This is a genomic window from Chromohalobacter sp. 11-W, from assembly GCF_029889905.1.
GTDB lineage: Bacteria > Pseudomonadota > Gammaproteobacteria > Pseudomonadales > Halomonadaceae > Chromohalobacter.
This window is the reverse complement of record NZ_JARANZ010000014.1, coordinates 52,283-64,604: the sequence shown is the minus strand read 5'-3', so window position 1 is coordinate 64,604 and position 12,322 is coordinate 52,283. Positions and strand designations below refer to the sequence as shown.

The 12,322-nt window shown below is 59.5% G+C and carries 10 protein-coding genes; 5 read left to right on the top strand and 5 right to left on the bottom strand.

Annotated elements, in window-relative coordinates:
• Window positions 1-612, bottom strand: a 612-nt coding sequence (locus tag OP494_RS16310) for a biotin/lipoyl-containing protein (RefSeq protein ID WP_280542459.1), incomplete at its 3' end; no start/stop codon positions are given.
• Window positions 613-673: 61 nt separating this feature from the next.
• Window positions 674-3,364, bottom strand: a complete 2,691-nt coding sequence (gene aceE / locus OP494_RS16305; RefSeq protein WP_280542457.1) for a pyruvate dehydrogenase (acetyl-transferring), homodimeric type — start codon at window positions 3,362-3,364, stop codon at window positions 674-676.
• A 136-nt stretch (window positions 3,365-3,500) separates the two neighbouring features.
• Between aceE and OP494_RS16300 the strand changes: the two genes are divergently transcribed.
• The 5 genes from OP494_RS16300 to OP494_RS16280 all read left to right on the top strand — a co-directional run bounded on the left by OP494_RS16300 (window position 3,501) and on the right by OP494_RS16280 (window position 8,068).
• Complete coding sequence (locus tag OP494_RS16300; RefSeq protein ID WP_280542455.1) at window positions 3,501-4,403, top strand: LysR family transcriptional regulator; 903 nt, start codon at window positions 3,501-3,503, stop codon at window positions 4,401-4,403.
• A 123-nt stretch (window positions 4,404-4,526) separates the two neighbouring features.
• Window positions 4,527-4,991: an NUDIX hydrolase gene (locus OP494_RS16295; protein ID WP_280542453.1), complete on the top strand. Its 465-nt coding sequence runs from the start codon at window positions 4,527-4,529 to the stop codon at window positions 4,989-4,991.
• A gap of 197 nt (window positions 4,992-5,188) precedes the next feature.
• Entirely contained in the window at window positions 5,189-6,403 is a 1,215-nt protein-coding gene (locus OP494_RS16290; protein WP_280542452.1) for an FAD-dependent oxidoreductase, read from the top strand.
• A 152-nt stretch (window positions 6,404-6,555) separates the two neighbouring features.
• Window positions 6,556-6,819 (top strand): helix-turn-helix transcriptional regulator, encoded by a 264-nt coding sequence (locus OP494_RS16285; RefSeq protein WP_280542450.1) that lies wholly within the window; start codon window positions 6,556-6,558, stop codon window positions 6,817-6,819.
• A complete protein-coding gene (locus tag OP494_RS16280; protein ID WP_280542448.1) occupies window positions 6,809-8,068 on the top strand; it encodes a type II toxin-antitoxin system HipA family toxin in 1,260 nt (419 codons plus the stop codon). Before OP494_RS16285 ends, OP494_RS16280 begins: the two co-directional genes overlap by 11 nt.
• 68 nt (window positions 8,069-8,136) lie before the next feature.
• On the opposite strand, the gene OP494_RS16275 is transcribed toward OP494_RS16280, so the two are convergent.
• From OP494_RS16275 to OP494_RS16265, 3 genes are all read right to left on the bottom strand, one after another.
• Window positions 8,137-9,534 carry an FAD-binding oxidoreductase gene (locus OP494_RS16275; protein WP_280542447.1) on the bottom strand — a complete coding sequence of 466 codons (1,398 nt, stop codon included), beginning with the start codon at window positions 9,532-9,534 and terminating at the stop codon, window positions 8,137-8,139.
• Window positions 9,535-9,557: 23 nt separating this feature from the next.
• Window positions 9,558-10,922 carry a Na+/H+ antiporter NhaC family protein gene (locus OP494_RS16270; RefSeq protein ID WP_280542445.1) on the bottom strand — a complete coding sequence of 455 codons (1,365 nt, stop codon included), beginning with the start codon at window positions 10,920-10,922 and terminating at the stop codon, window positions 9,558-9,560.
• Window positions 10,923-11,023: 101 nt separating this feature from the next.
• Window positions 11,024-12,313 (bottom strand): FAD-binding oxidoreductase, encoded by a 1,290-nt coding sequence (locus tag OP494_RS16265; protein WP_280542443.1) that lies wholly within the window; start codon window positions 12,311-12,313, stop codon window positions 11,024-11,026.
• Between the last annotated feature and the right edge of the window lie 9 nt (window positions 12,314-12,322).

Here is a 12,322-nt window from a genome sequence, read left to right as displayed (position 1 = left end):
CTGCACGTCTTCCTTCAGCACGCGGTTCTTGGGCCCGGTGGGTGTGACCTGGGCCAGATCGACGCCCAGTTCGCGCGCCAGCATGCGCACCGCCGGGCCGGCATGCACATGAGCTCCCACCGTTTTGTCTTCGCCGTGCTTGTGGCGTGCCTCGGGGCCCGGCTCGCCCGCAGGCTGCTTGGCAGACGATGCTTCGGACTTAGGCGGCGCCGACTGGGTAGCGCTGGTCGTTTGCTGACTGGCGTCTTTCTGACCGGCATTGGCTTTCTTGGCCGACTCCTTGGCTTCCGCAGGCGGCTCGACACTCTCAGACTCGCCTTCCGCTAGCGTCTCGTCGACGTCTTCCGCGTCGCCCCCTTCATCGGCATCCTCGTCCGCAATCTCCATCGTGCCGATCAGGTCGCCCTCGGAGACGCTATCGCCTTCCTTGACCGAAAGCTCGATCATCCTGCCCTTGTAAGGGCTGGGCACATCCATCGAGGCCTTGTCGGACTCCAGCGTGATCAACGTGTCTTCCGCGTCGACTTCGTCGCCTTCGCTAATGGCCAGTTCGATGACCGGTACGTTTTCGCTACCGCCGATGTCCGGTACCCGTATCATTTCCTTACGCACTGTAGCGCTCCTCGTCCTTTAATCCGCTTTCACGTCACGTGGGCTCATACTCAGGCGCGCCTCAGCTATCAAGCGGGTTAGGCGCGGCAGGATCGATGCCGTACTGTGTCATCGCTTCGGCAACGACATGCGGCGCTATCTCGCCACGTTCGGACAACGCCCAAAGCGTCAAGATAACTACGTGATAGCGGTCCACTTCGAAGAAACGGCGCAGCGCCTCGCGTGTGTCGGAACGTCCGAAACCATCGGTCCCCAGCACATGAAAGTCGCTCGGCACCCAGGCGCGGACCTGGTCGGCATACAGGCGGATGGAATCGGTAGCCGCGATGACGGGGCCTTGACGCTCAGCCAACTGGCGCATCACCCAAGGTGCCTCTTGCCGCTCCCCCGGGGCCAGGAAGCGCCGGCGATCATAGTCGAGTGCTTCGCGACGCAGTTCGTTGAAGCTGGTCACGCTCCATACGTCCGCGATCACACCATGTGTGTCATGCAGAATCTCGGCCGCCGCCTCGACCTCGCGAAGAATCGTGCCGCTCCCCAGTAGCTGAACCCGGGGCTTGCCGTCGTCACTCTCTCCCGGATGCAACAGGTACATGCCGCGCACGATGCCTTCCTCGCAATCATCGGGCATGGCCGGGTGCGGGTAGTTCTCGTTCATCACTGTCAGGTAGAAGAAGATGTCCTTGCCGCGCTCATACATCTCCTGCAAGCCATGGCGCACGATGACCGCAATTTCATAGGCATAGGTCGGGTCGTAAGTACGGCAGTTGGGAATGACCGAAGCGAACAGATGACTATGGCCATCCTGGTGCTGAAGCCCTTCACCGTTGATGGTGGTCCGCCCCGCCGTACCGCCCACCATGAAGCCCCGGCACATCATATCGCCAGCGGCCCAGGCGAGATCACCGATGCGCTGGAAGCCGAACATCGCGTAAAAGAAGTAGAAGGGAATCAACATCGTGCCGTGGTTCGCATGAGACGTCGCCGCCGCGATCCACGACGACATGGCGCCGGACTCCGTGATGCCTTCCTCGAGGATCTGACCGGCCCGGTCCTCGCGATAAAACATGATCTGTCCGGCATCGACCGGCTCGTATTTCTGGCCTTCCGGCGCATAGATGCCAAGCTGGCGAAACATGCCTTCCATACCGAAGGTCCGCGCCTCGTCCGGAACAATCGGCACGACTCGTTCGCGTAGCGGCTTGTACTTGGTCAAGCCACTCAGCACACGCACGAAGGCCATGGTGGTCGAGACCTCGCGCGCCCCGGTGCCCTTCAATTGAGCAGCGAATGGCTTGTCTTCGAGTTCGGGAATCGGCAGCGTCTCGTGATGAGTGCGCCGCGCGGGCTGGAAACCATGCAGACGCTCGCGGCATCCCTGTAGATAACGCATCTCGGGAGAATCCGACGCCGGGCGATAATACGGCATGCCGCCGTCTTGCAATTGCTCGTCGGTAATCGGCACCTGAAAACGATCGCGAAGCTGCTTCAAGCCCTCAGCCGTCATGGTCTTGATGTTATGAGCTTCCATGTCCGCCTCGCCGTGATCGCTGCCCATGCCATAGCCCTTCACGGTATGCGCCAGGATCACGGTGGGTCGGCCATTGTCGGCCTCCATGGCGGCTCGATAGGCAGCATGGACCTTCACCGGATCGTGGCCGCCGCGGATGAGATTCTGGATTTCCTCGTCCGATAGAGAGGCGACCTGCTCCGCCAGCTCATCGTATTTGCCGAAGAAATGTTCGCGCGTGTAGGCCCCGCCTTGCGCCTTGAAGTTCTGATATTCGCCATCGACAGCCTCGTCCATGCGCCGCTGTAAAAGGCCGCTGCGATCATCGTTCAGCAGTCGATCCCAGGCGCTCCCCCAGACGACCTTGAACACATTCCAACCGGCGCCCCGGAAGGTCCGCTCCAGCTCGCTCATGACACTGCCGTTGCCACGCACCGGCCCGTCGAGACGCTGCAGATTGCAATTGATGACGAAGATCAGGTTATCCAGCCGCTCCCGACTCGCCACATTGAGCGCGCCCAACGTTTCCGGCTCATCGCATTCGCCATCGCCGAGAAACGCCCAGACCTTGCGATTCTGGAGAGGTTGTAGCCCACGGTTATCCATGTACTTCATCAACCGCGCCTGGTAGATCGCCTGAATCGGCCCGAGTCCCATCGATACGGTCGAGAACTGCCAATAATCCGGCATCAGGTAGGGATGCGGGTAGGACGACAATCCCCCGCCTCCAACTTCCTGGCGAAAGCGATCCAACTGGTCTTCGGTCAAACGCCCTTCAAGGAAGGAGCGTGCATAGATACCCGGCGTGATGTGTCCCTGGAAATAGATCAGGTCACCGTCGAAGTCCTTCGACGCGGCGCGGAAGAAGTGATTGAAGCCGACTTCGTAGAGCGTACAGCTCGACATATAACTGGCCAGGTGACCACCGAGACTCTTATCTTTGGCATTGGCGCGCACCACCATGGCCACACTATTCCAGCGCACCGCCGAGCGGATCTTGCGTTCCAGCGCCAGGTCGCCGGGATAATCCGGCTCTTCCTGGGGCCCGATAGTGTTACGGTGGTGCGTCGCGAAACCACCCTCGAACGACACCCCGCTTTCACCAGCCGCCTCGAGTAAGCGGTGAATCATGAAGCGTGTTCGATTCTGGCCTTCACAATGAGTCAACGATGACAGAGCATCCAGCCACTCACGTGTTTCAATGGGATCCGCATCGACAATGTTGCTGACAACGTCGCTCATGATGTCGCGCCTCTTTCAAAAGATAAAATCAATAAACTGTACAAGAGGCTGGCCGCCTACTCCTTGAAGACCCTAATGTTGTGCCCAGATGCAGGCAACGCAGTAAGATTGGAAACACTTTCCCGGATTTGAACCCATGAACCTCGATTACTTAAAAGTATTTGTCGCCATTGCCAAGCAAGGTTCTATCCTGGCGGCCTCAAAGGCATTGGACATTCCCAAATCAACGGTGGCGCGCCACCTCGATCAGCTGGAAAAACAGCTATCCCATCAGCTAGTACTGAGAAATACGCGACACTTGCGTCTTACCGCCGAGGGCCAGCGCCTATATCATCTGGCAGGGGACATCATCGGCGACTTAGAGGAAGTCGAGCATGAGATGAAGGGGCGAAATGGCGGCCTGAGTGGCAGAATTACCGTCGCCATCCCTTCCGAATTCGGTGTCAAATGGCTCAATGAAAGTATCGCCGATTTCGTGGCCGACCATCCGGACATTGCCATCGACTGCATCACCAGCATGGCGCCACTCGATCCCGTCAGAAGAGACGTGGACGTCTCGATCTGCTACCACCGTGGCAAGCTATCCGATAGCGGCATGGTAGTTCGCCCACTGGTCAGCATGCGCAGCGCCGTGGTCGCCGCGCCCTCAGTCATTGCCGAGCATGGCCGCCCCGCTTCAGTGCAGGAACTCAGCCACTTGCCCTGTATTTCGACGTTGACGGCACTACAGGCGAATCCCTGGCATTTCGTTGACGCTGAAGGTCGAACCACCGCGCTGGACGTACCGACTCGCTATCGCGTTGACAGTAGCTTGATGCTCATCGCTGGCGCCCGAGCCGGTATAGGTTTCGCTATCATTCCATATGAATTTTGCGCCGAAAGCGTCGAGGCAGGTGAGCTCATCGAATTGGATCTCGATCTAAAACCGGCACCGCTGGAAATCGTCGCAATCCATCCAGACCGGAAAAGCATTTCGACACGAACGCGTGCATTCGTCGATATCGTGGAGAAGCAATTACGGGCACGTCAGGACCTTTAACTGCTTTAAGAAAAATGATCATTGACGCTAGCGCATATCGTGGAGCACGATCTTTTACTGATTGTCAGGAATGGTGGGTAGACAAAAACAGCCACGCTTCCCCTTTTGCTCGGGACCAGACCCATGGAAAAAAGCTCTCCCCAAATAGAAAGCTCCTCTTTTCATCATCCCATACCGGCGACAATAGCAGCCGTCATTCGGGATGGTAATGTCTTGTTAGTACGTCGCAGGAACCCACCGGATGCCAATCACTGGGGATTCCCAGGAGGAAAAATAAATTTTGGCGAAACGATTGAAAGCGCAGCGTTACGTGAGCTTCACGAAGAAACGGGCGTCCAGGCAAACGTTGTAGAAACTTTTACCGCCGTGAATGTATTTGATTACGATGACTCTGGAGAAACCAAACAACACTTTGTGCTTATAGCGGTCTTTTGCCAATGGATTTCTGGCGACCCCGTTGCCGGCGATGATGCGCTGGAGGCGCGCTGGATGCCGATAGAAGGTCTAAAGAACGAAGAGTTGGCGTTGAGCCTTGATGTGGTTGAAGTGGCCAAGATGGCGGCCAAGCTAAACTGCACTTACTCATGATTTGAAATGACTTTTCCTCCCGTGCTCCGGCGAGAGCAAGCACCCTGTTTACGTAAAAGCGATAGTCCAACCCAAGTAGCAGTGGTCATTAAGCTACCTAGACATTGGATTACTGGTTCGAGGTCATCTAAACACCCCCGACCACGTCATTCACGTCTATCTTACGATGATCGCCCTTCCTTGTTCACGGAGCCTGTATGGACCTCAAAAGCGGCTATCCCTTCTGGGCGGTCAAGAACGGACTGCTCCAGGCCTTTCCCAAGCTCGATCAGGACCTGACCTGCGAAGTGGCCATCATCGGGGGCGGTATCACTGGCGCCTTGATAGCCGATGAATTGGCTCAGCACGGGCATGATGTCATCGTGCTGGAACGCCGCGATGTCGGCTGGGGCAGCTCGGCGGCCAGCACCGCACTGATTCAATACGAGATCGATACTCACATGACCGATCTCGCCGCGCGCTACGGCGAGGCCGATGCCGTGCTCGCCTATCGCGCTTGCGCACAGGCCATCGAGCGCCTCAAGGGCCTGGCCGACGCCCTCGGCGATATCGATTTCGCCATGCAGAGCAGCCTGTATTACGCCAGCGACGAAAGCGACGTCGATAGCCTCTATCGCGAATGGGAGATGCGCCGCCGGCATGGCTTTGCTGCCGATTGGCTAACGCAGGAAGCCATCTCGGAACGCTTTGTCTTCAACGCTCCCGGCGCGATCCTGACGCATCTCGCCGCGCGTCTCGACCCCTACCGTATGGCCTATAAGCTGCTGGACCGTGTACTCGATGCGGGCGGGCGGGTATATGACCGCACCGAAGTCGACAACGTCACGCCGCACGCACACGGCGTGACGCTCACTACCACCAGCGGTCACTCACTCGCCTGCCAGCATCTCATCGTCGCCGCGGGCTATGAAGCGCAAACTTGGATCGATGACCACGTCGCCATCAACCGCAGCAGTTACGCCTTTATCACCGACCCCATCGCTGCAGACGTGCTGGGCGAGCTCACCTCGACGCTGGTCTGGGAATCCGCACGCCCCTACCTCTACATGCGCACCACCGGCGACGGCCGGCTAATGATCGGCGGCGAGGACGACGATATCGACATCCCCGCCAAACGTGACCAGCGCGTGAGCCAGAAGGCCGAAACCTTGATCGAGCAGGTGGAAACGCTATTCCCTCACCTCTCGCTCAATCCCACGTTTTCCTGGGGCGGCACCTTCGCCGAGACCGATGACGGCCTGCCCTTCTTCGGCCCACACCCGCAATACGGTGATCGCATTCACTTCGCCATGGCCTACGGCGGCAACGGCATCAGCTACAGCATGATAGGCGCTGGCTTGTTACGCGACCTGATCGAGGGCCGAGATCATCCACTGGCCGAGTTATTCTCTTTCCGGCGCTCGGGAGATTGATAAGCTTCAACCATTCATAATTACCGGTCGGTAACTATCTGGGCACCACGGCTCTCGTAGAGCTATAAATTACCGATCAGTAACTATAATACTGGAAGTCACGATATATGACGCTACACTTACCGAACGGTAATTATAGATCAGGAACGTAAATGGCCGACTCCCCCCCATCCAAAACATTTGGCAACCGCATTCGTCACAGCGAAGACCTCGGCATGCTGGTACGCCAGGCGCGCGCCGAACAATCATTGCTACAGATCGACTTAGCCGGGCTGGCCGGCACCGGAAATCGCTTCATCGTTGACCTGGAGCGGGGTAAACCGACGCTGCAGCTCCAGAAAGTTCTGGATGTACTCGATCTCATGGGCCTCGAAGTCATCGTGCAGCGCAAGGGGAGACATCAACATGGCGAGTGATGAAGTCCTGGATGTCTATCATGATGATTGCCTGGTAGGCAGGCTATACAACGCGCAGCCGCTGCGTTTCGAGTACGAGCCGCCATGGCAGGCATCTCCACGGGCTGTCAGTCTCTCCCCCTCGCTTCCACTGACCCGCCGCGTGCATGTCGGCGATGACGTTGTGGCGTACTTCGAAAATCTCCTGCCAGAAGGCGATCTCCGGCATCACCTGGAGATCCGACACCACACCAGCACCCTCTTCGGGCTCTTGAAAGCCATCGGTGGCGATACGGCCAGCGGCTTTACCCTGATTCCTTCAGGCGAGGCATTGGCGACGCCTCGTTATCACCCTCTCCGCTGGAGTGCGCTGGCCGAGCACCTTCATCACCGAGAACGGGGCCCGCTACTTTCACAGCAAGGCGAGGGCGCTCGCATCTCGTTGGCCGGCGCTCAGGACAAGTTGCTATTGATGCTAATGGAAGACGGCAGCCCCGCCATACCCGAAGGATCGGCGCCGTCCAGCCACATCCTCAAACCGGACATTCGCCGCCTGAGCGGTATCTGGGCGTCCGCCCTCAACGAGACGTTCTGCATGCAACTGGCGGCCAAGCTCGAACTCGAGGTGGCAGAAGCCAGCTACCAGCTGGAGACCCGCGCCTGCCTTGTTCGTCGCTACGACCGTACTCCCGATGGTCGAGGAGGACTGCGAAGGCTGCATCAACTGGACCTCTGCCAGCTCAGTGGCGCCCCGTCGAGTATCAAGTACGAAAGCGATGGCGGCCCCGGGTTGGCGCGTTGCCGAGAGCTACTGCAACAGGCCGGTGTTCCTGCCAGGGACTTCCAACGACTCATCGGTTGGTTTTTCTTCAACCTGCTGATCGGTAACAACGATAGCCACGCCAAGAATCTCTCCCTCTTGCAAGCTGACGAAGGTCCGCGATTGGCACCGTTTTACGACTTGATGAGCACGACGCTCTATAGCGGCTTATCACGCCATTTCGCTTTCCAGGTTGCCGGTGAGAACAGGCCCGGCAGCATCGAGAAATCACATTTGGAATCACTCGCCAGATCGTTGCGCTTCCAGCCACGTTACTTCATCAGGCAGGGACTCCAGCTAGCCGAGCGAATGCCCGCCGCCCTGGAGGCAACCCGTGCAAGCCTCGAGGAAGTCGTCCAACCCGGCACGGAACAGGTATTGCTAGAAAGACTCCATCAGCGGCTGACGAGCAACTGTCGCAAATTCCCCGCCCACTGGTCGGCCGGCTAGAGTTGAGACGCGTTCACTAATGACCCAGCGCAGTTGCCAACGGGACTGGATGGTTGCCAACTCGGCGATCATTCGATGATCGAGGCGAAGTAGTCGTTCACTCGCTTGAGCAGTGGCGCCGATTTGCCGCGACGCATCAATGCCTCTTCTCCAGCGTAGCTGTAAGTGATCGCTTGGGCGGCTAACCAACGCAACGGCTCTCCCTCCCAGCGTTTGATCAGCTGCCGATGACTCGCGTTGGTAAAGGCCCACGGCATCCGCGCCAGTTGGGTATCGCGACTCAGGATCATGTCCGCCAATGTACGCCCGAACAGATGCGAGGCGGCCACGCCTTCGCCGGCATAGCCCCCGGCCGTGGCAAGACCGCTGGCGCGGTCGAAAATCGCATGCGGGCGGAAGTTGCGCGACAAGCCCAACGAGCCGCCCCAGCCATAGTCGATCCTGACCCCTTCCAGCGCGGGCAGGAGATCCACCAGCAGGTCTCGCCGCATACGAATGGCCTCGTCGCTGATCGCCTGGTCGGCCTTGGGCTTGGCGCCGAGACGATAGTGACCGCGAGCGCCGAAAACGATACGCCCGTCGGCGGCGCGATGGCCATAATTGACTAGACGGCTGGCGTCGGAGAATGCGAGGCGCTCGGACATACCGACTGCTTCCCACGTGGCGTCTGAAAGCGGCTCGGTGGCGATCACCAGACTCTGCACCGGAATCACGTGGCGTTTAAAATCATGAAAGCGATCGGCGTAGCCTTCGGTGGCACAGACGACCGTCGGCGCCTCGACGCTCCCCTCGTGAGTGCTCACTTCGTGTCGGCCCAGGTCAGTGGCACGGCTGTGCTCGTGGATAGTGACGCCAAGGCGCTCGACACGCTCGGCCAATCCCGCCACGAGCTTGGCCGGGTTCAGCGTGGCGACTTGACGATGGTAGATGCCGCCATAGCCGTCGCGAAAACAGGCCTTCTCCGCCAGCTGCTCGGCGTCGAGCCAGCAGCAGTCCGCCTCGCTGTGGCCGAGTTCATGAAGATGGCGCAGATAATCGCGCTGGATGGCGATCTGGTCCCGATAGCGCGCGGCGGCGTAGAGCGCGCCGCCCTTGTTGAAATCGGCGGCGATCCCCTCGCGTGCGAGCACCCGGCCGATCTCGTCGACGTTATCGGCGACCACGTCACAACACTCGCGCCGCTCTTGCAGCGGCAAGCCACTGATATGCCGCTCCAGACCGGCCAGATTGCCTACCACCCAGCCACCGTTGCGCCCGGAGGCACCATGGCCGACACGTTCCGCCTCGAGCACGACGACCTCAAGATCGGGGGAAAGCCTCTTCAGGTAATAGGCAGTCCAAAGCCCGGTGAAGCCGGCGCCGACGATGACGACGTCGGCCTGTACATTCCCGGACAGGCGCGGGCGCGATGTCGGCTGCTCGGCCAAGGTGGAGGTCCAGAAGTTGCAACGCGCGTCATCGTGCATGAAGTACCTGCCTGAATCAGTCATCACATATACCCCAACGCCAGGTAGCCCGCAGCGGCAATACAGCCCGCCAGGGCCGCATAAGGCAGCTGGGTAAAGGCATGCTGGAACGGTGTGCAACCACTGGCTTGAGCGGTCAGCACCGTGGCATCGGAGTAGAAGCACGCATGACTGCCGAAGGTGCTGGCGGAGAGCGTGGCGCCGATCACTAGGGTCATGTCGGCCCCGAGATTCTGCCCCAGCACGGCGACGATCGGCAGGATGATCACGAACACGCCCCAGTTGGACCCGGTGGCAAAGGACACGAAGCCCATCACGGTAAAGATGATGAACGGCAGCATTTGCGCGCTGACCAGTGGCTCGACCGTGGTGATGACATAGTCGGCGAGGCCCAGCGACGTATTCACCTCATTGAACAGGAAAGCAGCGACCAGCACCGCCAGGGCATCCAGCATCGACTTGAAGCCTTCGAGGATGTTGTCGAACGTCTCGCTGGGTGAAAGCTTCTTGAACCCGATGAAGGCCACGATCATCCCGGCCAGGGTAACGAAGATGCCCATCAGAAAGTCGAGATCGAACCACCAGGTAAAGAAGGCCAGCGAGGCCATGGGCAACAAGAAGGACCAGATACTACCTTTCGAGTTGGTACCCGCTTCGAGATGGGCGATTTCAGCGTCGATATGTTCGGCACCGGGAGGCACGCACTGCCCCTGCCCTTCGGCACGCTGCTCGGCCTTCTTCATGGGGCCGAAAGCGGGAATCCAGCGAAAGATGAACAGCGGCACCAAGATCACGGCGACCCAAGGATAGAACATGAACGGGATGGCCTGAATGTAGGTCCACACACCCTGACCATCCTCCGCCACGCCGTTGCTCTCGAGTAGCGCGCCGAAGAAGACCGCCCAGGTCGATATCGGAATCAGCACGCTGATGGGCGCCGCAGTGGAGTCGATGACATAGGCCAGCATTTCCCGGGACGTCTTGAAGCGGTCGGTGACCTTACGCATCGAGGTCCCCACAGCCAGCGAGTTCAGGTAGTCGTCGACGAACAGGATGATGCCCATTACCCAGCAGCCCAGCAGCGCACGGGGCTTGTTGGTCGTGTAACGCATCAGCTTGTCGGCGAATGCCCGGGAGGAGCCGGACTTGAGTAGCAGCGCGATGATACTCCCCATCAAGCCACAGACCATGATGACCCAGGCGACGTCCTCGTCGGTCATGACCGTGAGCAAATCATCGGTGAGGCTGCTCAAGGCATTGCCTGGGTCGATCATCAAGGTACCGATGAAGGCCCCCAGCACCAGCGGTTCGAGAGCGCGTCGTGTCCACAGCGCGAGTATCAAAACGATTGCCGTGGGCAACAGGACCAGCGGATTGTCATATTCCATCGTGTCTCACCTCAGCGGAGTTGTTGTTGTGCCTTCGTGAATGACGGGAAGCCGAATTGTCGGGCGCAAAAGCGCCGCTATTTAAGTTTTTCGAGTAATTGCTACTTCAGCTTTTCGAGTAATTGGTAGTACCACATGCCGGCCGCGAGCAGTGCATTGCCGAGACGGTCATCGAGCGGGATACGAAGGTGTCGAACCTCGGCGAAGGCATCGAACTCCTCGAGACTGCCGGCGACCGCGTTGGCCATGATTTCGCCGACGATGTGTGAAGTGGCAATGCCATGGCCCGAGTACCCCTGGGCGTAGTAGACGTTGTCGGAAAGTTTGCCGAGCTGAGGAATGCGGTTGATCACGATGCCCGCCATGCCTTGCCACTGAAAATCGATGGCGATGTTCTGGAGCTGAGGGAAGGTGCGTTCCAGGCGCGGCCGCAGCTCGCCGGCGATGTCTTGTGAATCGCGTCCCGAGTAATTGGCCCCGCCGCCGAACAGCAGACGCTTATCGGCGGTCAGTCGGTAGTAATCGAGCACGAAGCGCGTGTCATAGACCGCCAAGTCCTCGGGGTTAATGGCCTGCGCCTGCTCAGGTGTCAGTGGCGCGGTGGTCACGATTCCCAGTGCCGCAGGGAAAAGCTTGCCACTGAGTTGCTTGCGCTCGAGGCGATGATAGGCGTTGCCCGCAAGAATCACGCTATCGGCCGCCACCCGGCCGTGCTCGCCGACCACCACCGGCGTATTGCCATGCTCGATACCGACCACCGGCGAATTTTCGAAGATAAGCGTCCCTAGGCTTGCCGCCGCGCGGGCCTCTCCAAGGCACAGGTTCAGCGGGTGCAGGTGCATGTTGTAATCGTTGCGGATCGCACCGTGATAGAGCTCAGTGCCGATCACGCCGCGCACCGCCTCGGTATCCAGCCAGTGGATGTGCTCACCGATGGCATGGCGCTGCGATTCCTCGTAGTCCTGGCGCAGCGCCTTCACGTGGCTCGGTTTGTAGGCCGCCTGCAGGTGGCCTTGCTTGAGATCGCAGGCAATGCCGTATTTCGCTACCCGCTCGCGGATGATCTGATGCCCGCGCCAGCGCAGATTCCAGACAAATTCCTTGGCGCTCTCACCCAGCGTACGCCGCATCTGTTTGGCCATGGCATCCTGGCCGGAGAGGCTGCCGGTCACCTGACCGCCGTTGCGCCCGCTGGCGCCCCAGCCGATCTTGTTGGCCTCGACGATGGCGACGCGATAACCGCGCTCGGCCAGTTCGACCGCGGTGGCCACGCCGGTGAAGCCGCCACCGACGATTGCCACATCGACCCGGTGCTCTCCTTCCAGGCGCGGATAGTCGGACTCCTCGGCGACCGACGCGGTGTAATAGGAAGCGCAGCGCTCCTGGATCATGTCTTCTCC